The sequence below is a fragment of the Nonomuraea indica genome, assembly GCF_002850745.1.
In the GTDB taxonomy this organism is placed as follows: domain Bacteria; phylum Actinomycetota; class Actinomycetes; order Streptosporangiales; family Streptosporangiaceae; genus Nonomuraea; species Nonomuraea indica.
In genome coordinates this window covers 71,870-94,669 of sequence record NZ_KZ559477.1, presented here as the reverse complement: position 1 = coordinate 94,669, position 22,800 = coordinate 71,870, and the positions used below count along the sequence as shown (strand labels likewise).

The following is a 22,800-nucleotide window of genomic DNA, read 5'->3' as shown; positions in this document are numbered from 1 at the left end:
GGAAACCGGGTTGATCCTTTACAAAGGGCACGCATAAGACTGTCCTGCCGTGAAGACCGACAAGGATTCCCCATGACGATGCTCAGCAGGCGAAGGCTGCTCCAGGCCGGCGCCGCGCTCGTACCGGCTGTCACCTTGGACGCCGCGTTCCCCCGGACGAGTTCCGCCGCGACGGTGCAGACCTCCGGAGTGGCCCCCGCCGCCCTGGCCGGTTTCGACCGGGTCATGAAGACCTACGTGGCCGAACGCGACATCTCGTGCGCGCAGCTCGCCATCTCCAAGAACGGCCGGCTCGTGCTGGCCCGCGGCTACCGCTACTCCTCCGACGGGCGGGCCGTCCCCACCGTGTCCCCCACCTCGCTGTTCCGCCTGGCCAGCCTGAGCAAGCACATCACCGCGGCGGCCGTCATCCGCCTGGCCCAGGACGGCAAGCTGAGCCTGTCGGCCCCGGTGGCCCCGCTGCTCGGCCTGTCGACAGCGGCCGATCCCCGGCTGGCGAAGGTGACGGTGTGGCGGCTGCTGCAGCACACCGGCGGCTGGGACCGCGACATCTCCAAGGACTACCTGTACCTGGACCACACCATCGCCGCCGCGCTGGGCGTCCCGCTGCCGATCGACCAGGACGACATCATCAGGTACGCGGGCAGCCGCGCCCTCGACTTCGACCCCGGCTCCCGCTTCGCCTACAGCAACTACGGCTACCTGCTGCTCGGCCGGATCGTGGAGAAGGTGTCGGGGATCGGCTACGAGTCGTACGTCAGGCAGAAACTGCTCGCCCCCGTGGGCATCACCCGGATGCGGCTGGGCCGCACGCCGCGATCCCAGGCGGTCAGCGGCGAGGTGATCTACGAGTCGGCGTACACGTCCAAGACCGTCACCGACGCCTCCGGCGCCGTGGTGCCCACCCCCTACGGCGGCTTCAGCATGGAGAACCGCGGCCCCGGCGGCGGCTGGCTCGCCTCGGCTGTCGACCTGGTCCGGTTCGCGAAGATCTTCGACGCCCCCGGCCCGGTGCTGAACGCCACCTCGATCAGCCGGATGTTCGCCAAGCCCGAGATCGGCACGAACGCCGACGGCTCGTGGTACGGAGCGGGCTGGTACGTGCGCCAGGTCCCGGGGCACCTGAACACCTGGCACGCCGGGTCGCTGCCGGGGACGTACACCTACCTCGCCCGGCTGCAGAACGGCTTCACCTACGCCGCCCTGTTCAACCGCCGCGAGGAGGGCTCCAGCCCCGACTTCGACGTGCTGAGCCCGCGGATCAACGCCGAGATCGGCAAGGTCACCACCTGGCCCACCACCGACCTCAGCTCGCGCTACTTCTGAGCCGCGCGCCGCGCCTGGGCACCGCGAGCCGCCCGCCGGGCGAACGCGGGCGGTGACGCCGTCCAGGCGCGGCCGGACCGCCGCCGCGCGCCCGCCGTCCGCGTCTGTCCGCCCGGGCGGCGGGTGCGCGGGCGTCTGTCCGCCCGGGCGGACAGACGCCCGCGCCGGTCGACGTCACGATCGTGACCGATCACCTGAAGGCGGACTCCTGGCGATCCGGGGACAGATGTGTACTGTCGTGAGCAAGATTCTTCCCCGACCGTCTGGAGCCGTTCGAGATGTCGCTGTGGAAGGCACTGGAAGGCGCCCGCGTGCTGGACCTGGCGCAGCCGATGCGCACCGGCATGCCGCAGTCCCCCAACCACCCGCCGTTCCGGATGGTGCTCGAACGCCGGCACGGCGACCGCGTCCGGCCCGACGGCGGCTCGGCCGCGAACGAGGTGATCGTCACCGGCGGGCACGTCGGCACCCACGTGGACGCGCTCGCGCACGTGTCGCAGGACGGCCTGCTGCACGGCGGCCGGCCGGCGGCCGACGTCATGTCGCACGAGGGGTTCAGCGCGCTGGGCATCGACGCCTTCGAGCCGTACGTCGGCCGCTGCGTGCTGCTCGACGTGGCCGCCGCGCACGGCGTGGACACGTTGCCGCCGGGCTACGAGGTGACCGCCGGGGACCTGGCCCGGGCCGCCCGCGACGTGGACGTCCGCGAGGGCGACGCCGTGCTGGTGGGCACCGGCTGGTCGCGGCTGTGGTCGTCCGGGGAGGACTTCGTGGGCGTGCGCGGCGGCGCGCCGGGGCCGGGCATCGGAGCGGCCCGCTGGCTGGCCGAGCGGCGGCCGCGCGTGGTGGGCGGTGAGACCGTCGCCTTCGAGCACGTCCGCCCCGGCCGGGGGCACACCACGCTGCCGGTGCACCGGATCATGCTGGTGGAGGCGGGGATCAACATCGTGGAGACGATGCGGCTGGCCGACCTGCTGGACACGGGGGTGCGGGAGTTCGTGCTCGTGCTGAACCCGCTGCCGATCGCCGGCGCCACCGGCGCCCCGGTCCGGCCCCTCGCCCTGCTCTGACCACGCCGCCGGCGCCGCACCCCCTAGGAGGCATCGTGACCACGCATGTGCAGCGGCTCGCCGAGTTCGCCGTCCGCTGCCGCGACCAGGGCGTCCCCGAGCGGGTGCGCGAGGACGTGACGGGGCGGGTGACGGACGTGCTGGGCAACTGCCTGGCGGCCCACGCCGACCCGGACGGCGACGCCGCGCCCGCCGTCCTGCGCGCCGTGCGCCGCTGGGGCGGCACCGGGGAGGCCACCGCGGCGGGCAGCGGCGACCGGCTGCCGGCACCGGCGGCCGCGCTGGTCAACGGCACGCTCGCGCACGCTCTCGACTACGACGACACGCATCTGCCGTCCGTGCTGCATCCGAGCGCCCCCGTGGTGCCGGCCGCGCTGGCCGCCGCCGAGGCGACGGGCGCGGACGGCGCCGCACTGGTCGCGGCCGTCGCGGCGGGCATCGAGGTGTGCAACCGGCTGGGCATGGCCTCCTACCTGCCGGAGGCGCGCAACTCGCTGTTCTTCGAGCGTGGCCAGCACGCCACGTCCATCTGCGGCACGCTGGGCGCGGCGGTCGCGGCCGGGCTGCTGTACGGGCTGACGGAGGAGGGGGTCGCGCACGCGGTCGCGGTGGCGGCCAGCATGGGCGCGGGGCTCCTGGAGGCCAACCGCACGGGCGGGACCGTCAAGCGGGCGCACTGCGGCTGGGCCGCGCACGCCGGGGTGTCGGCGGCCGTGCTGGCGGTGGAAGGGGTGACGGGGCCGCCGACGGTGCTGGAGGGCGGGTTCGGGTTCTTCGCGGCGTGGCTCGACGGCCGCTACGACGAGTCGGCCATGCTGTTCGCGCTGGGCCGCAGGTGGGAGCTGCTGCGCACCGTCTACAAGCCGTACCCGACGAACCACTTCACCCACCCCGGCATCGACTGCGCGCTGGCCCTGCGCGCGGCCGGTCTGCCGCCCGGCGAGGTGGAGGAGGTCGAGCTGGGCGTGGCCGCCCCGGTGCTGCGCACGATCGCGGAGCCGCGGGAGGAGAAGGTCCGGCCGCGTTCGCCGTACCACGCGAAGTTCTCCGGCCCGTACACGGTGGCGGCGGCGCTCCTGGGCGGCGGGGGGCTGGGCCTCGCGGCCGACGACTTCGCCGCGCTGACGCCCGGACGGCTGGCGCTGGCGGCGCGGGTGCGGTGCGTGGCGGACGAGCGGGCGTCGGAGATCTTCCCGCGCGCGTTCGCCGCCGTCCTACGGGTGCGGCTGCGCGACGGCGGCACGGTGGAGCACCGGGTCGACTCGTCCCGGGGCGGCCCGGAACGGCCGTTGACGCGGGAGGAACTGGCGGTCAAGTTCCGCGCGAACGCGGGTCGGGCGCTGCCGGCGGACCAGGTCGAGGCCCTGCTCGCGGCGGCCCGCGACCTGCCGGTGTCGGCGTCGCCGGCGTCGCTGCTGAGCCTGACGGTCGCCCGGCCGCGCTAGCCGTCAGCGGGGCGGGGTGGTCCAGCGGGGGCCGTCGGGCGTGTCCTCGACGAGCACGCCGCCCTTGGCCATGGCCTGCCGGAGAGCGTCCGCGATCTCGTAACGTCCGCTGCCGCGCAGGTCGTCGCGCAGCGCCAGCAGCGGTTCCACGAGGCGGCGCAGGCTCGTGGCGGGCGCGACCTCGGCCAGGCGGGCGATCAGCAGCCGCAGCAGGTCGCGGGCCTCGTCCACGCCGCCGGCGTCCTCCTCGGTGTCGGCGGCCCAGCGGACGAGCTCGGCTTCGAGGCGGAGCACGGCGCGGGCCGCGGCGGCCGGGTCGGGCTCCGGGCCGGCCAGGGCCGCGGCGAAGCGGCGCTCGCACGAGCGGACCGTCTCCTCCAGCGTCTCGCAGGCGGGCGCAGCCGTGGGCGGCGGGGTGGCGGGAAGGACGGCGGCACCGGTCCCTTCGGCGAGGCGGCGCAGCTCGGCCAGCCCGATGCGGGTGCCGGCGGGCAGGACGGCCGAGGAGCCGGCCCGCCGTACGGTCAGCCCGCCGCGGCCCGCCACGTCGAGGGTCTCGTTCACCAGGTCGATGAGGACGGCGGTGTGCTCGTCCACGCCGAGGACGGCGGCGCCGGGCGGCAGGTCGCGTTCCATCCGGGCCAGCCGCCGTTCCCCGAGGTAACAGAAGCGGGTGTCGTGGGTTCCGCCCTCGGCGTTGTCGAAGTGCGGGACGACGGCGGCGCGCAGCCCGAGCGGCTCCAGCAGGCCGAGCCCCGGCCGCCAGTGCGGCTCGGCGCCCACCTTGTAGATCTCGTAGACGGGCACCGTGGCCAGGCCGGCCGTGCACGCCGCCGCGGAGGCCAGCACGGTCACGCCGCGACGGCTGCGGACACGGGCGCGCAGGTCGCCACCCACGGGGCCGCCGGCCCACCGGTCGAGCGCGTACGTGGGGCTGCCCGGCCCCGAGAACACCCAGTCGGCTCCGGTCACGTCGCCGGACACCTCGACCCGCAGCCCCACGCTGCGCTCGAAGTAGCGACAGGCCCGGGCGGAGATGTCGGCGGCGTTCTCCTGGAAGGCGTAGGGGGTGTCGAGCAGCACCGCGCGCGCTCCGGACCGCAGCCGCCCGGCCACCGCGCGGTGGACCTCCACCATGGTCGGGCTGGTCTCGCCCGATCCCATCAGCACCAGCATCCCCGGCACGGCCTGTCCGCCTCTCTCTCGCACACCCCTGACTACACCCGTGCCCCGCCCTTGTCTTCAAGGGCCTCACCGATATGCGATGCTGTCGTTCTTGCGAATGTCTGGCAGTAAGTGGGTGGCGGTGACGGGAACACTCCTGGTCTCGGTGGAGACGCTCATGCTCAGGGCGGACGCCGACGGTCGCTGGGCCTACCGGCGGGCCGTCACCGTGCCCGGCTCGGGCGAGAGCCCGGACGCGGCCGCCCGCCGCGCCGCCGGCGTCCGGGCGGACGACCCCGGCACGGTCGTGCACTCCTCGAGCTGGCGCTACCTGCCCGAGGGCGAGGTGGTGCTGACGTACGCGGTGTGCCCGGACCCCGAGCCGTGGCGGCCGGCGACGGAGCTGCCGGTGCTGGAGATCGCCCGCGGCCCCGCCCCGGCCGCACCCGCGCCGGAACGGGCCGAGACGGCGCACGTGGCCGCGCACGCGGTGCGACATCTGGCGTTCCTGATGGCCGGTGATCCGGTGGTGCGCGAGGCGCTGTCGCGCCACCCGGGGATCGCGGCGGCGCTGACGCGGCAGCCGGGGGTCACGGCGGCGCCGGTCGGCGGCGCCCGCCGACGCCGGGCGCCCGCACGCTGATCCCCGCCGCCCGTAGGCAGGGACGACGAGACGAACTCCGGCGCGGCGTCGAACCAACGGCCGTGCAGCGACGTCCAACAGGATCACAGCGTCAGAAGGGACCCCTGTGATCGACTGCTTGAGCGGCACCTTCGGGGCGGCGGCCATGTCACCGTGGACGGGCCTCGCGCCCGCCGGGCGACCGGGCCGCGCATGACGCGGGGTGCCCGCGCGGCCGTGGGCGTGTCCCCGGCATGGTGATCCGCAGACGCGCCCCACGCTCCTCGCCGCGCATCGACGTGACCTGCCTTCCCGAGGACGTCGTGGCGCTCATCGACGCCCTGGAGCCGGGCGAGCACCTGGTCCTCACGCGTGACGGCGCGTCGATCGCGACGATCTCCAGCACCGTCGACGTGGTCCAGGGCGCCGTCGTCGAGCGGGACGCGCCGGACGAGGCCGACGGACAGGCGCCGATCGACCACGAGAGCGTGACCGTCGTGGCCACCGCGATGGAGCTGTCGACCGCGGCCCGGGTCGCGCTGGCCACCCGGCTCGGGGCGGACTACGTGGTGCTCGACATGCACGCGGCTCCCGCGACCACCGACGTGCTGCTCGTCCCTCCCGGCAGCCCGCAGCTGATCGCGGCGCTCCGCGCGATGTTCCCGGAAGCCCGCGTCATCGTCACCGAGATAGAGGACCACGAACTCGGCGTCCAGTACCACGGTCCGGTCCGGCGACTGCTCGACGCCGGCGCCGACGCGTATCTGCCTCCGGCGACCCTGCCCCACCTGGCCAGGCAGCTGGACTACACGCTGAACCAGGGGCGCGAGCTGTCCGGCGGGGCCGCGACGCCACTGGAGATCGCGCCGAACGGGGAGCCGGCGGATCCGGGAGGCCAATGAGACCGGGCCGACCGGACCGCCCCGGCTCCGGCGGTCACGGCGGGCTCACCGCGACCCCGTGTTGAGCCGGGCGGCCTGGCGGGTGAGGTGGTCGCGTTCGGCGAGGTTCTGCGCTGATCGGGCGGCTTCGGCGTAGAGCCGGGCCGCCGTCGCCAGGTCGCCGTCACGTTCGCGCAGGTACGCCGCGGCGGCGGTGTGGCGGGGCAGGGAGGGGTCGAGCTCCGCCAGGGCGGCCAGGCCGGCCCGCGGGCCGTCGGCCTCGCCGACCGCGACGGCCCGGTTGAGCCGGGCCACCGGGTTGCCGGTGAGGCGCACCAGCTCGTCGTACCACTCGACGATCTGCACCCAGTCGGTCTCCTCGGCCGTCCGGGCGTCGGCGTGCAGCGCGGCGATGGCCGCCTGGGCCTGGAACTCGCCCAGCCGGTCGCGGGCGAGGGCCGCCTGGAGCACGTCCACGCCCTCCCTGATCAGCCGCGTGTCCCACAGGCCGCGGTCCTGCTCGGCGAGCGGGACGAGCCTGCCGCCGGGCCCCGTCCGCGCCGGGCGGCGGGCGTGGTGCAGCAGCATGAGCGCGAGCAGGCCCGCCACCTCCTCGTGCCTGGTCCTGGCCGCGAGCCGGCGGGTGAGGCGGATCGCCTCGGCGGCGAGGTCCACGTCGCCGGAGTACCCCTCGTTGAAGACGAGGTAGAGCACGCGCAGCACGGTGGCGACGTCGCCGGGCTGGCCGAACCGGACGGACGAGACCGTCCGCTTGGCGCGGCTGATGCGCTGCGCCATGGTCGCCTCCGGCACCAGATAGGCCTGCGCGATCTGGCGCGTGGTCAGGCCGCCGACCGCGCGCAGCGTCAGCGCGACGGCCGAGGCCGGTGTCAGGGACGGGTGCGCGCACAGGAAGTAGAGCTGGAGCGTGTCGTCCGCCTCCTCGCCTGGACCGGGCACGGGCTCGCCCCCGACGAGCGCCTCGCGGTGCCGCCGGGAGGTGTCGGCGCGGGCGGCGTCGAGGAACTTGCGCCAGGCCACGGTGACCAGCCAGCCCTTGGGGTCGCGCGGCGGGTCGTCCGGCCACACGCGCAGGGCCTCGATCAGGGCGTCCTGCACGGCGTCCTCGGCCGTCGCGAAGCAGGCTCCGCGACGGACGAGGATGCCGATCACCGTGGGGGTGAGGGTCCGCAGCAGCGGCTCGTCCACCGTTCGTCACTCCGTGATGGTCGGGGGCTCGGTCAGGAACGGGCGCCCCTCGAGCCACTCGTGGATCGGCTCGCCGCCCGCGCCCGGAGCCGCGGACAGCTCGGCGGCCAGCTCCAGCGCCCGCTCGTGGCTGTCGACGTCGATCACCATCCAGCCGGCGATCAGGTCCTTGGTCTCCGCGAACGGGCCGTCGGTGACCGGCGGCCGCCCCTCGCCGTCGTACCGGACGAACGTGCCCTCCGGGGAGAGCGCCTGGCTGTCGACGAACTCGCCGGTGCCCTCCAGCCGGGCGGCGAAGTCCCGCATGTACTGCACGTGGGCCGAGAGCTCCTCCGGCGTCCACTGGTCCATCGGCACGTCGTTGACCGCTGCCGGCGCGCCCCGGTAGTGCTTGAGCAGCAGGTACTTGGCCATCATGTCTCTCCTTCGCCCGGTACGGCCATTGTGGCCGGTGTTCGTGGCGGGGACGGAGCCGCGCGCGGGTTCTCGACATCGCGCGGCGAGCAATTTCTCAGGGGCGGCGTTCCGCCCGCTGCCGGACCAGTTCCTCGACCGCGCTCGGCAGCGTCGTCTCGAAGTCGATCAGCTTCACCCACGTCGGGGTGACGACGATCCTGACCATGCCGTCGTAGAGCGATCGCACCTCCGCCTCCCACGCGACCCGCTGCTCGGGCGTCATCCGGTAGGAGCCGTTCATCCGGAGGTACTCGTCGGGGATGCCCTCGACGACGTCCAGCTCTGCCTGGCCGCGGATGAGCAGGATCTTGGGCGGGTGCACCTCGGTGTCGATCGTCAGGGCGACCGCCGGGTTCCGGCGCAGGGCCGGAAGCTTCGGGGCGTTCTTCGCGGTGCACATGACGATCTCCGAGCCGTTCCAGGTGAACGCGATCGGGACGTTGCGTGGGGTGCCGTCCTGGGCGATGTAGGCCAGGCGGGTCAGGTCGCGTGCCAGGAGTTCCCGGCTGTGCGGCCGGTCCAGGATTGCGGTGATCTCGTTCGGCCCCATGGCCGGCCCCTTCCGTGGTGGCTGCTGACGACCTGGGACGGAGCGGGCGCGGCGTTCTCGACATCCACCGGCCCGCCCGTCCCCCGCGACGCTGACGCGCCGGCGTGCCTACCGCGCAGGCAGGTAGACGGTGCGGGACTCCGTGCGGGCGCGCAGCGCCGCGGGAAGGCGGGCGGAGGTGGTGTCCGGGAGCATCCTCGTGGCCTCCCCCCAGGGGAAGAAGCCGTAGTGGTCCAGCTCGGACGTCTGCAGCGTGACCTGGCCCGTGTCGATGACCGTGCCGCCGTCGAACAGAAAGTTGATCATGCTGTGCGGGCGGTCGCCCATCGGCGGGGTCCAGTCGACGACGAGCAGGTCACCGGCCCGGACGCGCAGGCCGAGCTCCTCGGCGATCTCGCGCTCGGCACACGCGTGCGGATACTCGCCGGCGTCCACGACGCCGCCCGGGATGGCCCAGTGCGGCCGGTAGTTGGGTTTGACCATCAGGACCCGGCCCTCGGGGTCGGTGAGCAGCATGCAGGCCGACGCGTAGTAGGTCGGCAGCGAGGCGTACCACTGGGCGGGAGGCAGGTGCTGCTGGCTCACCCCGACACGCTACCCGGCCCTGATCTCCGCGAATCCCCCGGCGTGGCCCGGCCGGAGCGGCACCGGGCGCGGCGGCGACCTGTCAGGGCTCGAGGTCGGTCACCCCCCTGCCGCTCCGCACGTCGAACGGCACGGACACCTGGTCGTGCACGATCAGCCATTCGCCGTCGATCTTCCGGAGGCCGAAGGTGGCCCGGACCCACATGCCCTTCGCGACCGTCCCGAACACGTTCGCCCAGTTCTTCGCCTTCGCCTCCACCCCCACGTGCTGCAGCGGCGGCTCCACGTCGAAGGAGACGACGTCCGGCGCGTAGAGCCGCTCCAGGGCCTGGAGGTCCTTGGCCCGGATCCCTTCGACGATCTTGTCGATGTGCCGCCTGATCGCGGTCTCGTCCGTCTCGTGTCGCGTCGGCATCGCCACTCGTCCTTCCTCTCAGCGGGAAAACCCGGCTTTCCACTTCTCCGACGACACGGCGCCCCGGGGTGTGAGCCCCGCGGCCGTGCCGCTACCGGCGGATCCGGCGCGGTTCCGCCAGCGCGAGGAGCTTGTCCGGATTGCGGATGACGTAGAAGTCGGTGATCTTCTCGTCGGCGACGTCGGCCAGGAAGACGCCCTCCAGGCGATCGCCGCGGTAGGCGGCCAGTGCAGGGGCGCCGTTGCAGTTCACGGCCTCGACCCGCACGTCCGAGCGGATGATGCCCAGGAGGAGCGCGGCCACCTTCTCCGCGCCCACCATCGGGTGACGCGCCGCGATCACCTTGCCGCCGCTGTCGGCGGTCCAGGTGACATCCGGTGCGAGCAGCGCGAGCACGCCTTCCAGGTCACCGGTGGTCACCGCCGCCATGAACCGCTCGGTGATCCGCGCGGTCCTGGCGGCGCTACCGGGCTCGAACCGCCTGCGCCGCGCCCGCACGTGCTCGCGGGCGCGGTGCGCCATCTGGCGCACCGCGACCACGGACTTGCCCACCGCCTCGGCGATGTCGTCGTGACCGAACCCGAACACCTCGCGCAGGACGAACACCGCGCGCTCCTCGGGGGTGAGCGTCTCGAGGAGCACGAGCATCGCCATCGACACCGACTCGGCGAGCACCACGTCCGCCGAGGCGTCGTGCTCGTCGAGCAGCAGCGGCTCGGGCAACCACACACCGACGTAGTCCTCGCGGCGGCGCGCGCCGGCGCGCAGCGCGTTGAGCGCCTGGCAGGTCACCAGCCGCGCCAGGTACGACCTGGTGTCATGGACTCCCGCCAGGTCCACCTTCGCCCACCGCAGGTAGCTGTCCTGCAGCACGTCGTCGGCCTCCGTCGCCGAGCCGAGGATCTCGTAGACGATCGTGAACAGCAGCGGCCGCAGCAGGGTGAACCGCTCGGCGTGCTCGTCAGTGGTCATGATGCCGCGGACATCCCGGCAGCCTCCTGTCCGGCCTTCTTCAGGACGATGACCCCGGGGTCACGGGCCTCCATGGTGATGCCCTTCACCGCGTCGCGGCAGAGCTTCTCCTTGATCTCCGCGGCCTCGGGCCCGTCGAGGACGGAGTCCAAGGGGACGTCGTCCGGGTCGGCGTACTGCATCGTGCCGGCGTGCCGGCCCAGGCTGACGCACGATCCGGCGAAGGTCACCTGCGCCGCGGCGGGCGCGGTTCCCGCGATGAGGCTCAGCACGGCGTCGGCGGCCTGCACGCCGAGCCACCCCGCGGCCTGACAGCTCATCCGCAGCGGCCGGCCCGACGGTGAGGCGGCGTCGCCCGCCGCGACGACGCGGTCGTCATCGACGCTGACCAGCGCCTCGTCGGTGAGCAGCCGGCCGAGCGCGTCGACGCGCAACCCGCTGGCCGCCGCCAGGCCCGGCACGCCGAAACCGGCCGTCCAGATGGTGAGCGCGCCGTGCCGTACCGATCCGTCGGTGAGGACGACCGCGTCCTGCCGCACCTCGGCCACCACGCCGGTCTCCAGCACGGTGACGCCGTGCTCGGACAGCCACGTCGCGACGGACCGGCGGCCGGCGTCGCCGAGTGCCGGGGCCAGGGTGCCGCCGCACACCAGGGTGACCGCGCGTCCCTGGTCGGCGAGCTCGGCGGCGGTCTCGATGCCGGTCAGCCCGCCGCCGACCACGGTGATCGGGGCGTCGGCCGGCAGCTCCGCCAGCCTGGCGCGCAGCCGCTCGGCGGCCTCGAACTCGGCGACGGAATGGGCGAAGTCGGCCGCGCCCGGCACCGAGGCGGGGATCGCGCCGGTGCTGCCGACCGCGTAGACGACGTAGTCGTAGTCCAGCGTCCGGCCCGACCTCAGCTCCACCGTGCGCGAGGCGGTGTCGACGCGCGTGGCGTCGTCGACCACCAGCCGCACGCCGTCACCGAGCAGCGTGCCGTAGTCGACCGCCGCGTCGTAATTCCCGGCCACGTACTGGTGCAGCCGGATCCGCTCGACGAACTTCGGGCGGGAGTTGACCAGGGTGACGCCGACGTCCGTGCGCGCGCGCAGGCGGTTGGCCGCCATCGTTCCCGCGTAGCCTCCGCCGATGACGACGACCTGGTGAAGTGTGCTGTGTTCGACCATGCCCTCAAGACACCGGGGCCAGCCGCGACGTGACACGGCGTGATGCGCATCACAGCCGGTCGCGCGGCGGGCGCGGGCGGCCGGCCGGTCGCGCGGGGGGCGTCAGGCACGGGCGAGGCGGCGGCCGAGCGCCTGCATGGGACGTTCCACGAACCGGTACGCCAGCGCGCTCACTCCCAGCACCACCGCCAGGGCCAGCACCGACATGGCCAGTTGCAGCGGCAGCGGCGAGCGGCGCAGGTCTCCGGTGATCTCGTAGAAGTACTTCAGCAGCGGATGGTGCACCAGGTACAGCGAATAGCTGATGAGGCCGAGCCAGGTCAGCAGCCGGGGCAGGCGCCGCCCGCGCAGCGCCATCGCGGCGGCGAACGTGGCCGCGGCCAGCGCGAGCGTGGTGATCCACACGTCCGGCTCGGCCCACCACCAGCCCGACATGACCGCCCGGACGGGCGCGACGGCGACCAGCGCGGCCGCGGCAGCCACCGGCCAGAGCGTGCCGCGGCCGCGTTCCCACCGGTGCACGGCGGTGCCCGCGAACATCACGCCCAGCACGGTGACGCCCATCCACGGCACCCGGCCGCCCAGCACCAGCAGCGTCACGCCCATCAGGCCCAGCGCGCACGCCCCCGCAGCCCGGAACCTGCCCGAGACGACGCAGGCCAGCCCGGCGGCGAACACCGCGGCCGAGGCGTAGGCGACCCAGCCGCCCGTGACGACGGCTCCGGCCAGCGCCACCCCGACGACGACCGAGCCGGCCGCGAACAGCACGGCCAGCAACCCGCTGCGCCGGTGCGCCCCGGCGACGAACAGCGCGGTCACCAGGAGGTAGAAGACCATCTCGTACGACAACGTCCACATGGTGTCGGCGACGCCCCCCACGTCGACGACGTCGAGCAGCATCGTCGCGTGCCCGGCCACCGCCGACCCGTCGCGCGGCACCTCGCCCCGCACCGGCACCCACCACGCCAGCCCCACGACGAGCGCGGTGACCGCCAGGTAGAGCGGGTAGAGCCGGAACGCGCGGCCGATCCAGAACCGGCGCACGTCCCCGTGCCGCTCCAGGGACGCCGGGATGATGTAGCCGCTGACCAGGAAGAACACCATGATCCCGTAGACGCCGAGACTGAACCAGAACGGCCGCAGCGACGGCAGGAACCACGGCAGCAGGTGCTCGGCGACGACCGCCATGGCGCCGACCCCGCGCAACGCGTCCAGCCACGCCAGCCTGGCCCCCTCCCCCTCCCCGGCCCCGGCCGCGCCGGCGGGAGGCGTGGACACGGAAGCCGAAGGAGCGGGCGCGGAAGCAGGAGGGGCGGGCGCGGAAGCCGAAGGAGCGGGCACGGAAGCCGAAGGAGCGGGCACGGAAGCCGAAGGAGCGGGCACGGAAGCCGAAGGAGCGGGCACGGAAGCCGAAGGAGCGGACGCGGAAGCGGGGTGGGTGATGGCGGGCGTGGCTGAGACGGGGGGCGTGGGCTCGGGCGGCGGCTGGGCGGCGGCTGGCGACACCCGCCCCAACCTACCCATAACCACACAAGTGATGCGATGGCCCCTCAGAGGCGCGTGCCGGCCGGACCCGGCGGGCTCACCAGCCGACCCGGCCCTTGCCGGAGACGAGCGCGCGGGCGATCACCAGGCGTTGCACGTCGTTGGTGCCCTCGCCGATCGCCATCAGCGGCGCGTCCCGGTAGAGCCGCTCGACCACGTACTCCTGCGAGTAGCCGTAGCCGCCGTGGATCCGCATCGACTCCAGCGACGCCTTCAGCGCCACCTCCGAGGCGAAGTACTTGGCCATGCTCGCCTCCATGTCCACGCGGGCGCCGCCGTCGGCGCGGGAGGCGGCCCAGTAGGTGAGCAGCCGCGCCGCCTGGATCTCGGTGGCCAGGTCGGCGAGCTTGAGCTGGACGGCCTGGAAGCCGGCGATGGGCCGGCCGAAGGCGGTGCGTTCGCGGGCGTAGCCGAGCGCGGCGTCGTAGGCGGCCTGGGCGACGCCGACGGCGCGGGCGGCGATGTTGATGCGGCCGAGCTCCAGCCCGGCGAGGACCTGCTGCATGCCGCGTCCCTCCACCCCGCCGAGCAGCGCCGCGACCGGGACCCGCACCTCGTCCAGCACGACCTCGCACGTCTCGGTGCCCTTGTAGCCGAGCTTGGGCAGGTCGCGGCTGACGCCGAAGCCCTCCGATGCCGGGTCGACGAGCAGCACCGACATGCCCTTGTGCGCGGGTTCGGTGAGGGAGGTCTTGACGAGGACGGGCAGCGGGTCGGCGTGCCGGGCGTTGGTGATCCAGGTCTTGGTGCCGGTGACGACGTAGTGGTCGCCGTCGCGGACGGCGCGCGTGGTGATGCCCTGCAGGTCGGTGCCGGCGCCGGGCTCGGTGAGCGCGATCCCGGTACGGCGGGCGCCCGTGGCCAGGTCGGGCAGGTGGAGGCGCTTCTGCTCGGCGGTGCCATGGCGGGCGATCATGGAACAGGCGATGGAGTGGGAGCCGATCGTGCCCGCCACGCCCATCCAGCCGCGCGCGATCTCCTCGAAGACCAGCGCGAACGACACCATGTCGACCGCCAGCCCGCCGTACTCCTCCGGCACGGACAGGCCGAACAGCCCCATCCGCTTCATCTTCTCGACGATCTCGGTGGGCTGGCGTCCGGAGTGCTCCCACTCGACGGCGACGGGCATGATCTCCTTGTCCACGAACGCGCGCAGCGTCTCGCGGAAGGCCTGTTGCTCGGCGGTCAGTTCGAAGTCCATGTGGTCGCCGTTTCGCTCAGGGGGCGAGAGGGCCCGACTTGGCCCGCGGGAAGTGGTGCTTGTCGTGCGGGGCGTCGCGCTTGTAGACCATGACGGTCCGGCGCCAGGACATGATCTCGTCGCCGTCCTGGTTCAGCCCGCGCGTGCGGCAGGTGACGATGCCGGCGTACGGGCGTGACCCCGACTCGCGCTTGGCCGTGACGACGGACTCGGCGTAGAGGGTGTCGCCCACGAAGACGGGGTGGGTGAGCCGGATGTCCTCCCAGCCGAGGTTCATCAGGGCGGTCTGGCTCATGTCGATCACCGACAGGCCGAGCACGACGGCGACGGTCAGGCCGGAGTTCACGATGATCCTGCCGGTCGGCGACGCGGCGGCGTAGTGGGCGTTGAAGTGGTTCTGGTTGGTGTTCATGGTGAGCAGCGTGAACCAGGTGTTGTCGGCCTCGCCGATCGTGCGGCCGAGCGGGTGCTGGTAGACGTCGCCGACCACGAAGTCCTCGTAGTAGCGGCCGATGGCGGGTTCGTGGACGGTCACGGGGCGGCCCCTCCTCACGACGGCCTGGCGATCACACCGCCTGGTGATCACGCTAGGAGCCGCACCCGCGCCCGGTCAACGCCGACAAGCGGTGTTCTACGAGGAGGACGCCGGCAGCAGCGCGGAGACGACGGCGACGATGCGCGCGGCGCGGTCCAGTTCGGCGCGGTGGAACACCGGCCCGTCGGCGCGGGCGACGACCACGTGCAGGCCGTGCGCCGCGACCGGCAGCAGCATCAGCCGCAGTTTCTCGGTCACGCGGGTGGCGGCGCGCAGCGGCGGCTCGGGCAGGTCGAACGACGGCGGCGCGGCCAGGCTGGCGTGGCGGACGACGCCGCCCGACAGCGCCAGCGACCACTCGGCCCCGCACAGCCCCGGCAGGGCGTCCACCAGCGTCGCCAGGCCGCGCTCCGGCTCCGCCGCCACGTGCATGAGCAGGTCGTAGTCCGGCGCCGCGCCGGGCACGTCCTTCGTCGGCCAGACCCCCTCCACCCGCACTCCGGGCATGCCGGACAGCCGGTCGCGCACCTCGTCCGTCGTGGCCGCGCCCGGCCAGGACACGGTGAAGTCGTCAACGGCCCGTCCGGCTTCGCGTTCGAGCACGGTGACCTGGAGAATGTCGGCGCCCAGCGCGCCGAGCGCCCTCGCGACCTGCCCGAGGCAACCCGGCCGGTCCGGTAGCGACACCCTCAGTCGCAGCAGCATTGCCGCCTCCCTTCCAGAGGCTCTCACAGTGCCGCTCCAAGATTTCGGGCACGTTCCAGACACATGTCACACATGCTGCGGTTATGTCCAAGCATGCAGGCTGACGAGTGGATTGTCACGGGTGGGCGGCGGCCTTCCGCGCGCGACCGCACGGCCGGCCGCCGCCACCGGCCCGTCAGGCGAACACGTCCTGCTGGTAGCGGCCGCTCTCCTCCAGGCCGGCCAGCCACGCCTCCCCGCCGCGTCCGGCGCGCTCGCGGTACAGCGCGAGCAGCGCCGCGCGCACGGCGGGCGCCATGCGCAGCCCGTCGCCGCACACGTACACGTGCGCCCCCTGCTCCAGCAGCTCCCACACGGCGTCCCCGGCGGCGGCGACGGCGTCCTGGACGAACCGGTGCGGGTGCCCCGGCACGGCGGAGAACGCGGTGTGCACGGTCACCCCGGGGGCGCTGCCCCAGTCCTCGAGTTCCTCCCGGTAGAGCAGGTCGTGGTCGGGGTGACGGCACCCGGTGAACACCTCCGCCCGCCCGGTCGCGCCGGTCAGCGCCCGCTCCTCCAGGAAGCCGCGCAGCGGCGCGAACCCGGTGCCCGGCCCGATGAGGACGACGGGCGTGGCGGGGTCGTCCAGCAGGCGGAACGGCGGCGCGGGCTCGCGGACGTAGCCGTAGAACGTCTCACCGGCGGCCAGCCCGGCCAGGTAGGCCGAGCACATGCCGTGGTAGTCGCCGCTGCCCGACCAGGCGGGCCCCTCCACCAGGCCGACGGTGATCCGCAGGCGGCGCGGATCGGCCAGCGGCGAGGACGACACCGAGTAGTAGCGCGGCTTGATCGGCCCGGCCATCTCCAGGAACGCGGCGAGCGGCAGCTCGATCGCCGGGTACCGGTCGAGCAGCGCCAGCGGCGAGACCCGCTTGGCGAGGATCTCGTCGGCGTAGCCGGCGGCCAGCCCGGCGAGCTGGGCGCGCGTCCACGGGCAGGAGGTGTGGGCCGCCAGCGTGTCGAGGTCGGAGCGGGTGGCGACCTCCTGCAGCTCGGCGAACTCGGTGAGCAGCAGCCCGGCGGTGACCGGCCGGTCCACGGGCAGGTGCGTGGCCGAGCGGGAGCGCAGCCGGACCACCTGCTCCCTGGGGACGCGCAGGCAGCGCAGCGCCCACTCGACCAGCTCGGGGTCGTTCTTGGCGAAGACGGCCAGGTGGTCGCCGGCGTGGTAGGTGACGCCCTCGGGCAGCTCGGCGACGATCGAGCGGACGCCGGGCCGCGGGGCCTCCACCGAGAAGTCCCACAGCCCGGCGGGGTCGCGGGTGAGCTCCTCGTTGGCGACGACCGTCAGCGGGAACGCCCGCGCGGAGACCACCGCGGGCCGCACCTCGGCCTCGGTGAGCACCTCGAGCTCGTAGCGGGGACCGGCGTCCTCGGCGGTGGCGCTGTACTCGGCGGCGAGCGCCGCCCACAGGCCGGCCGTCCAGGCGGACACGTCGCCGTCGAAGTCGCCGTCCGCGTCGGCCTCGCCCCGCTCCACCAGCGGCACGGCCCCGGCGGCGACGAGCTTGTCGCAGGCGCGGCGCGGGAACGCCTGGTAGGTGGGCCACTGGGTGTTGCCGCAGCCCAGCACGGCCAGCCGTACCCCCGACAGGTCGGGCAGGCTCTCCAGGGCGTCGAAGCGCTGGGCGTTGTCGGGCGCCTTGCCGTTGTAGGACGCGGCGACCACGACGAGCACCCCCTCGCGGGGCGGGTCGAGCTCGTCGAGGGTGGTCAGCGTGGTGGCGAAGCCGGCCCGCCCGGCGCGCTCGGCCAGCCGTTCGGCGATGTCGGAGCAGGTGCCGAGGTTGGAGCCGTAGGCGACGGTGAGGGGCACGCCGGTGACGGCGATGTCCTGCCCGGTCTCCGGCTCCGGCGCCGCCTCCGCCGCCGTGGGGGCGAACCGCTCGTGGGCGGCACGCTCGCGCACCCGCAGGGTGAAGCCGTCGGGCTTGAGCGTGAGCGTCTGCTTGATCTTCATCCGGTACGCCGCGGGGTCCGACAGGGCGAAGCGCCGCAGCACCATGGCCAGGGCCAGCCGGGCCTCGGTGAGCGCGAACTGGCGGCCGATGCAGGCCCGTTCGCCGTTGCCGAACGGCTTGTAGGCGGCCGGGTGGTGCTCCGCGCGCCGCTCGGGCAGCCAGCGGTCGATGTCGAACTCCGCGGGCCGGTCCCACGCCTTGGGGTGGCGGTGCAGCGCGGGCAGCAGCACGACCAGCGGGTCACCGGCGCTGACCGGGTAGCCGCCGCCGATCGTGGTGTCGGACTCGGCGCTCACGGCGAAGGCGGGGATGGGCGACCAGATCCGCAGCGTCTCCTCCAGGACGCGGGCGACCACGTCCAGCTTCATGATCGTCTCGTAGGCGGGCGGCTCGTCGCCCGGCAGCATCCGGTCCACCTCGTCGTAGGCGAGGGCCAGGGTGTGCGGGTTGCGCAGCAGGTTGTACAGGGCGAAGGAGAGCAGGCCGCTGGTGGTCTCGTGGCCGGCGATGAGGAAGGTCAGCACCTGGTCGCGGATGTTCTCGTCGGACAGCCGCTCGCCGCTGAGCGGGTCGGACGCCTCCAGCATCAGCCCCAGCAGGTCCTTGGCGCCGCCGCCCGACGCCCGGCGCCGCCGGATCACGTCGTCCACCAGCTCGCGCATGGTGGCGATGTCGCGCCGGTAGCCCTCCTCCTGCCTGCGCCGCAGCTTGGTGACCATGGGAAGCTGCTGGTTGCGCAGCATCGCCTCGGTCAGCGCGCCGCCCATGGCCTGCAGGAACGGGTGCAGCTCCGGCGAGTCGAACGACTGGAACCGGTAGCCGAACCCGGTGAGCGAGATGGTGTCGAGCGTCAGCCGCGTCATGTCGTCGGAGACGGGGAGATCCTCGCCCTGCCGGGCGGCCCAGGAGGCGACGAGCTGCTCGGCGACCTCCAGCATCTGCGGGTAGTACGCCTTCATCGACCGCTGGCTGAACGCCGGCATGAGGATGCGGTGCGCGTGCCCCCACACGGGGGCGTCGATGTCGGCGGTGAAGAGGCCGTCGCCCGCGAAGTCGCGCACGATCGCCAGCGGCGGCTGGATGCGCTTCTTGAACCGCGTTTCGTCGCACAGCTCGGCGACCAGGTCCGGGTCGTAGACGAACGTCACCTTCCGGCCCACGATGTCGAGCCGGAACAGGCCCTCCTCATAGCGGTCGGCGAGTTCGGTGAAGTACGCCGCGGGCGAGCGGGAGGGGATCTGCAGCGTGTTGCCGAGGAGGGGCAGGCCCTGTGGGGCGGGGATCTCCATGAGCACTCCGGGGTTTCGGCAGGCAACGGTAGCCATACGGTGTATGGCTACGGCTATCATACGGTGTATGGCTGCCGGTGCGCGCAGGGGTTCTCCCCTCACCCCCGAGGAGATCTACGCCACGGCGTTGCGCCTGGTGAACGAGGGCGGCGTCGAGGCGCTGTCCATGCGCAAGCTCGCGGCCGCCCTCGACGTCAACCCCATGTCGCTCTACCACCACGTCGAGAGCAAGACGGCACTGATCGACCAGATCTGCCTGACCATGGCGGAGCGGCTGGAGATCCCCGTCATGGACGGCGCCCCCTGGCAGGAGCGGCTGCGCGCCCTCGGCCACGCCTACCGGCGGCTCGCCACGACGTACCCGGCGCTGTGGAGCTACGTGCACACCCACCCGGAGCTGGTCGCCGCGCGCGAGGGCGGGCTGTGGGACGTGTTCCTGCCGATCCTGCGGGCGGCGGGGGTGCCCGAGGACGAGCTGCTGCGCACGGCCGACGTGCTGCACGCGTTCGTGACGGGCCTGCTCATCAACCAGCAGAACGGGCACATCGGCAGCGACCGGTCACCCGAGGCGATGGACCGGATGTTCGAGACGGCCATCGACCTGATCCTCGACGGCCTGACCGCCCGCCACTCCCCCGCCGGCCGAGCCGGAGGAGGAGCGGCGGACGAAGCTAGGCCAGCAGCTCCTCGATGAGGTCCGCCGCCCGGGCCGTGCCGCCCTCGGCGCGCACCTCGGCGCGCAGCGCCGCCGACCGGCGGGCCACCTCGGGGTCGCCCGTCAGGTCGAGCAGCGCCCCGCGCAGCGCCTCGGCCGTCGCGTCGGCCGTGTCCAGCCGCCGGGCGACACCCAGCTCGACCAGCCGGTCGGCGTTGGCGAACTGGTCGACGGCCTGCGGGACCGCGATCATCGGGACGCCCGCGTAGAGGCCCTCGCCGCTGCCGCCCATGCCCGCATGGGTGACGAACGCGTCGGCCTGGAGCAGGATGGCGAGCTGCGGCACCCAGGCGTGCACCTCGACGTTCGCCGGGATCGGACCGAGCACCGCCGGGTCGGTGTGGCGGCCGATCTGCAGCACGACGTGCCATCCGGGCAGATCGCCGAAGGCCGCCAGGCACCGGCGGTAGAACTCGGGCCGCCGGGTGTAGGCCGAACCGAGCGAGACCAGCAGCACCTTGCCGGCCCCGGCCGGACGGGTCCAGCCGCCCTGGTCCGACCGGCTGCCCAGGCACGGCCCGACGAACGTCACCGTCTCGGTGTCGACCCGGTCGGCGTTCGGCTGCATGGCCTTCGACACCACCGCCACGGTCCGGCCGGGCCGGCCGGGGAAGGCGTCGACGTCGGTGGTGACCGCACCGGAGCCGGCGAGCCACTCGGCGAACACCGCCCGGAACTCGTCGGCCCCCGGCAGCGTCCACAGGGGCGCCGCCACCTCCTCCTCGAAACCCTTCCACGCCACGTACGTGGGCGAGAGCTGCACCATCGGCCGGCCCTGCGCCTCGGCGAGCGCCCGTGCGGCGTAGGCGCCGATGTCGTACAGGTAGACGTCGGCGGGGTCGTCGTCGTAGGCGGCGCGCAGCTGCGGCAGCATCCGGATGTTGTCGTCGAGGAAGACCCGCATCGCGGCGATGGGGTCCTCGGGCCAGTCGTTGTCGGCTACGGGCAGGGTGGACTCGTACGGGACCAGCTCGGCGCCGGTCGGCGTGATCAGGTGGGCCACGGCCGGGTCGTTGGCGTAGGTCACCCGGTGACCGCGCGCCACCAGCTCGCGGATCACCTCGATGCCGGGCAGGACGTGGCTGACGGCCGGGACGCCGACCATGGCGACATGCTTGCGATGCATGACAGGACTCGTTTCAGATCAGGCTGGCAGGGACAAGCAGGCACGCCGCGGCGCGTGACGACACGACGCGTCACGGGCGCACCCGGCTGCGGGGCTCGACGGCCCCGGCCCTGCTAGCCGTAGATCTGAATCATGAGCATGCCGCTGAGCATACCCCGCGGGGAGGCGGCGAGCGCCCCTCAGCGGGCCAGGCGCCAGATCGAGAAGGACGGGCCGTCGCCGGGGAGGGTGTCGGTGGCGGGGCCGGTGGCGTTGTGGACGGGGGTGGCGGGGGCCGGGAGGGGCAGGGGCCGGCCGGGGGCGCGGCGGGCGCAGACCAGGAGCGACTCGCGCGCCGTCTCCCGGGCGAAGACGAGGCAGTCGTGGTCCGCGTGCAGCCAGCGCAGGCCGCCGTGACGCAGCGCGGGCTCGTCGCGGCGCAGGCGGAGCAGGTCGCGGTAGCCGGCCAGCGTCGCCAGGTCCTGGTCGGCGGGCCGGTTCCAGGGCATCGGGGTGCGCGAGTGCTCGCCGTTGACGCCGGTCAGCCCGAACTCGCTGCCGGCGAAGACCATCGGCGTGCCCGGCAGGGTCGCCTGCAGGCCGGCGGCGACCAGGTGGCGGGCGCGGGAGCCGGTGACGGTGCGGATGCGCGGCGAGTCGTGGGAGTCGAGCAGCTGCCAGGAGTGCGTGAGCGAGCGCCACGACATGTGCGCGGCGAACGTGCGCAGCGTGGCGAGGGTCTGCAGCCCGTCGCGGGACGGCACGCCGCCGGGCACGCCGAGGAAGTGGTCGAGGTCCAGGTCGGGACCGCGCAGCCAGGACCAGACGGGACGGGTGAAGCCGCCGTAGTTCATGGTGCCGTGCCAGCCGTCCCGGTCGAGGTCGGCGGAGGCGTCGTGGTTGTGCTCGGCGATGAGGGCGGCGCCGGGGCCGAGGGCGCGCCGCAGCAGCGCCGCGACCTCGTGGGTGTGGTCGTCGGCGCCGAGCCGGCCGGTCATGTTGGCGACGTCGACGCGCCAGCCGTCCAGCGGTCCGAGCCACCGGGTCAGCACGGCGGGCACCCGCTCGCGTACGAGGTCGCTGCCCCAGTTGAGCTTGGGCAGGCTCTTGACCCCCCACCAGGACGCGTAGTCGCCGGTGACCGGGTCGAAGTAGAACATCTCCCGCTCGGGGGCGTGCACGTCGGACACGGCGGCGGTGAACCACGGGTGGGCGTCGCCGCAGTGGTTCGTGGTGATGTCGCCGAGCAGGCGCATGCCGCGGGCGTGCACCGCGTCGGACAGGCGGTGCAGCGCCTCGTCGCCGCCGAGCAGCGGGTCGATCCGGTCGAAGGCGGCGGCGTCGTAGCGGTGGTTGGAGCGGGCGGGGAAGATCGGCGTCAGGTAGACGGTGTCGGCGCCGAGCGCCTCGATGTGGTCGAGGTGCCGGACGACGCCGTCGAGGTCGCCGCCGTAGAACTGCTGCGAGGTGCCGGGCCCGGACGGGATGACGGGGTCGCGGTCCCAGTCGCGGGGCAGCGCCCATCCGGGCAGGGGGCGGTCCTGCCCGGAGCGGCCGAAGCGGTCGGGGAAGATCTGGTAGACGACGGCGTCGGCCAGCCAGCCGGGTGGCGGCTCGTGGGTGACGAGCCGGAAGTCGGTGGCGTCGGTCACGTCGTGGGCGACGACGCCGGCCGCGGTGAGCCACAGCGGGCCGGTCCCGGCGCGCGGGCCGCCGGTGCGCAGCAGGAAGCGGTAGCGGGTGACCGGGTTGACGGCGCTGATCTCCGCGCGCCACCACACGTCGTCGGCCCCGTACCCGGTGATGGCGGACGAGGTCCGCTCGGCGTCCACGGCCGCCTCGG

General features: G+C 73.8%; 21 protein-coding genes. 6 read left to right on the top strand and 15 right to left on the bottom strand.

Annotation, left to right across the window (positions count from 1 at the left end; translation table 11 throughout):
* The first annotated feature begins 72 nt into the window (after positions 1-72).
* The 3 genes from CXR44_RS27430 to CXR44_RS27420 all read left to right on the top strand — a co-directional run bounded on the left by CXR44_RS27430 (position 73) and on the right by CXR44_RS27420 (position 3,841).
* A complete protein-coding gene (locus CXR44_RS27430) occupies positions 73-1,326 on the top strand; it encodes a serine hydrolase domain-containing protein (RefSeq protein ID WP_101789017.1) in 1,254 nt (417 codons plus the stop codon).
* Between the two features lie 278 nt (positions 1,327-1,604).
* A complete protein-coding gene (locus tag CXR44_RS27425; RefSeq protein WP_101789016.1) occupies positions 1,605-2,396 on the top strand; it encodes a cyclase family protein in 792 nt (263 codons plus the stop codon).
* 35 nt (positions 2,397-2,431) lie between these two features.
* Positions 2,432-3,841 (top strand): MmgE/PrpD family protein, encoded by a 1,410-nt coding sequence (locus CXR44_RS27420; RefSeq protein WP_219602012.1) that lies wholly within the window; start codon positions 2,432-2,434, stop codon positions 3,839-3,841.
* A gap of 3 nt (positions 3,842-3,844) precedes the next feature.
* Here CXR44_RS27420 and CXR44_RS27415 read toward each other — a convergent pair whose 3' ends face one another.
* Complete coding sequence (locus CXR44_RS27415; RefSeq protein WP_144070093.1) at positions 3,845-5,050, bottom strand: hypothetical protein; 1,206 nt, start codon at positions 5,048-5,050, stop codon at positions 3,845-3,847.
* 97 nt (positions 5,051-5,147) lie between these two features.
* Here CXR44_RS27415 and CXR44_RS27410 point away from each other — a divergent pair, with 97 nt between their 5' ends.
* A complete protein-coding gene (locus tag CXR44_RS27410; RefSeq protein WP_144070092.1) occupies positions 5,148-5,648 on the top strand; it encodes a hypothetical protein in 501 nt (166 codons plus the stop codon).
* A gap of 233 nt (positions 5,649-5,881) precedes the next feature.
* Positions 5,882-6,529 (top strand): response regulator transcription factor, encoded by a 648-nt coding sequence (locus CXR44_RS27405; RefSeq protein WP_180903724.1) that lies wholly within the window; start codon positions 5,882-5,884, stop codon positions 6,527-6,529.
* Positions 6,530-6,574: 45 nt separating this feature from the next.
* On the opposite strand, the gene CXR44_RS27400 is transcribed toward CXR44_RS27405, so the two are convergent.
* The 12 genes from CXR44_RS27400 to CXR44_RS27345 all read right to left on the bottom strand — a co-directional run bounded on the left by CXR44_RS27400 (position 6,575) and on the right by CXR44_RS27345 (position 19,137).
* Positions 6,575-7,717, bottom strand: coding sequence for an RNA polymerase sigma factor (locus CXR44_RS27400; protein ID WP_101789013.1), 1,143 nt, complete (start codon positions 7,715-7,717; stop codon positions 6,575-6,577).
* Positions 7,718-7,723: 6 nt separating this feature from the next.
* The gene (locus CXR44_RS27395; protein WP_101789123.1) at positions 7,724-8,131 is read right to left on the bottom strand and encodes a YciI family protein; all 408 of its coding nucleotides are present in this window, start codon (positions 8,129-8,131) and stop codon (positions 7,724-7,726) included.
* A 97-nt stretch (positions 8,132-8,228) separates the two neighbouring features.
* Complete coding sequence (locus tag CXR44_RS27390) at positions 8,229-8,723, bottom strand: pyridoxamine 5'-phosphate oxidase family protein (RefSeq protein ID WP_101789012.1); 495 nt, start codon at positions 8,721-8,723, stop codon at positions 8,229-8,231.
* 108 nt (positions 8,724-8,831) lie between these two features.
* Positions 8,832-9,308 carry an NUDIX domain-containing protein gene (locus CXR44_RS27385; RefSeq protein WP_245899442.1) on the bottom strand — a complete coding sequence of 159 codons (477 nt, stop codon included), beginning with the start codon at positions 9,306-9,308 and terminating at the stop codon, positions 8,832-8,834.
* An 82-nt stretch (positions 9,309-9,390) separates the two neighbouring features.
* On the bottom strand, positions 9,391-9,723 hold the full coding sequence (locus CXR44_RS27380) for a YybH family protein (RefSeq protein WP_101789121.1): 333 nt from the start codon (positions 9,721-9,723) through the stop codon (positions 9,391-9,393).
* Between the two features lie 91 nt (positions 9,724-9,814).
* The gene (sigJ, locus tag CXR44_RS27375) at positions 9,815-10,696 is read right to left on the bottom strand and encodes an RNA polymerase sigma factor SigJ (protein WP_101789011.1); all 882 of its coding nucleotides are present in this window, start codon (positions 10,694-10,696) and stop codon (positions 9,815-9,817) included.
* Positions 10,693-11,862 (bottom strand): NAD(P)/FAD-dependent oxidoreductase, encoded by a 1,170-nt coding sequence (locus CXR44_RS27370; RefSeq protein ID WP_101789010.1) that lies wholly within the window; start codon positions 11,860-11,862, stop codon positions 10,693-10,695. Before CXR44_RS27370 ends, sigJ begins: the two co-directional genes overlap by 4 nt.
* A gap of 102 nt (positions 11,863-11,964) precedes the next feature.
* On the bottom strand, positions 11,965-13,140 hold the full coding sequence (locus tag CXR44_RS27365) for an acyltransferase family protein (protein ID WP_245899441.1): 1,176 nt from the start codon (positions 13,138-13,140) through the stop codon (positions 11,965-11,967).
* 304 nt (positions 13,141-13,444) lie between these two features.
* Positions 13,445-14,608, bottom strand: a complete 1,164-nt coding sequence (locus tag CXR44_RS27360; protein ID WP_101789009.1) for an acyl-CoA dehydrogenase family protein — start codon at positions 14,606-14,608, stop codon at positions 13,445-13,447.
* A gap of 16 nt (positions 14,609-14,624) precedes the next feature.
* Positions 14,625-15,143, bottom strand: coding sequence for a MaoC family dehydratase (locus CXR44_RS27355; RefSeq protein WP_101789008.1), 519 nt, complete (start codon positions 15,141-15,143; stop codon positions 14,625-14,627).
* A 96-nt stretch (positions 15,144-15,239) separates the two neighbouring features.
* Entirely contained in the window at positions 15,240-15,848 is a 609-nt protein-coding gene (locus CXR44_RS27350) for an ACT domain-containing protein (RefSeq protein ID WP_101789007.1), read from the bottom strand.
* A 175-nt stretch (positions 15,849-16,023) separates the two neighbouring features.
* Complete coding sequence (locus tag CXR44_RS27345) at positions 16,024-19,137, bottom strand: bifunctional cytochrome P450/NADPH--P450 reductase (protein ID WP_245899440.1); 3,114 nt, start codon at positions 19,135-19,137, stop codon at positions 16,024-16,026.
* A 67-nt stretch (positions 19,138-19,204) separates the two neighbouring features.
* Here CXR44_RS27345 and CXR44_RS39045 point away from each other — a divergent pair, with 67 nt between their 5' ends.
* Positions 19,205-19,831, top strand: coding sequence for a TetR/AcrR family transcriptional regulator (locus CXR44_RS39045; protein WP_180903722.1), 627 nt, complete (start codon positions 19,205-19,207; stop codon positions 19,829-19,831).
* On the opposite strand, the gene CXR44_RS27330 is transcribed toward CXR44_RS39045, so the two are convergent.
* On the bottom strand, positions 19,809-20,978 hold the full coding sequence (locus tag CXR44_RS27330) for a macrolide family glycosyltransferase (RefSeq protein ID WP_219602011.1): 1,170 nt from the start codon (positions 20,976-20,978) through the stop codon (positions 19,809-19,811). The two genes, CXR44_RS39045 and CXR44_RS27330, sit on opposite strands and share 23 nt — an antisense overlap.
* Positions 20,979-21,157: 179 nt before the next feature.
* Positions 21,158-22,800: glycoside hydrolase family 13 protein (locus CXR44_RS27325; RefSeq protein ID WP_245899439.1), on the bottom strand; the 1,643-nt coding region annotated here is incomplete at its 5' end.

Excerpts from the sequence above, each read along its gene's own strand:
- CXR44_RS27430 (WP_101789017.1), top strand. The coding sequence starts at position 73 with ATGACGATGCTCAGCAGGCGAAGGCTGCTCCAGGCCGGCGCCGCGCTC.
- CXR44_RS27425 (WP_101789016.1), top strand. The coding sequence starts at position 1,605 with ATGTCGCTGTGGAAGGCACTGGAAGGCGCCCGCGTGCTGGACCTGGCG.
- CXR44_RS27405 (WP_180903724.1), top strand. The coding sequence starts at position 5,882 with ATGGTGATCCGCAGACGCGCCCCACGCTCCTCGCCGCGCATCGACGTG.
- CXR44_RS27395 (WP_101789123.1), bottom strand. The coding sequence starts at position 8,131 with ATGGCCAAGTACCTGCTGCTCAAGCACTACCGGGGCGCGCCGGCAGCG.
- CXR44_RS27390 (WP_101789012.1), bottom strand. The coding sequence starts at position 8,723 with ATGGGGCCGAACGAGATCACCGCAATCCTGGACCGGCCGCACAGCCGG.
- CXR44_RS27380 (WP_101789121.1), bottom strand. The coding sequence starts at position 9,723 with ATGCCGACGCGACACGAGACGGACGAGACCGCGATCAGGCGGCACATC.
- sigJ (WP_101789011.1), bottom strand. The coding sequence starts at position 10,696 with ATGACCACTGACGAGCACGCCGAGCGGTTCACCCTGCTGCGGCCGCTG.
- CXR44_RS27370 (WP_101789010.1), bottom strand. The coding sequence starts at position 11,862 with ATGGTCGAACACAGCACACTTCACCAGGTCGTCGTCATCGGCGGAGGC.
- CXR44_RS27360 (WP_101789009.1), bottom strand. The coding sequence starts at position 14,608 with ATGGACTTCGAACTGACCGCCGAGCAACAGGCCTTCCGCGAGACGCTG.
- CXR44_RS27350 (WP_101789007.1), bottom strand. The coding sequence starts at position 15,848 with ATGCTGCTGCGACTGAGGGTGTCGCTACCGGACCGGCCGGGTTGCCTC.
- CXR44_RS27345 (WP_245899440.1), bottom strand. The coding sequence starts at position 19,137 with ATGGAGATCCCCGCCCCACAGGGCCTGCCCCTCCTCGGCAACACGCTG.
- CXR44_RS39045 (WP_180903722.1), top strand. The coding sequence starts at position 19,205 with ATGGCTGCCGGTGCGCGCAGGGGTTCTCCCCTCACCCCCGAGGAGATC.
- CXR44_RS27330 (WP_219602011.1), bottom strand. The coding sequence starts at position 20,978 with ATGCATCGCAAGCATGTCGCCATGGTCGGCGTCCCGGCCGTCAGCCAC.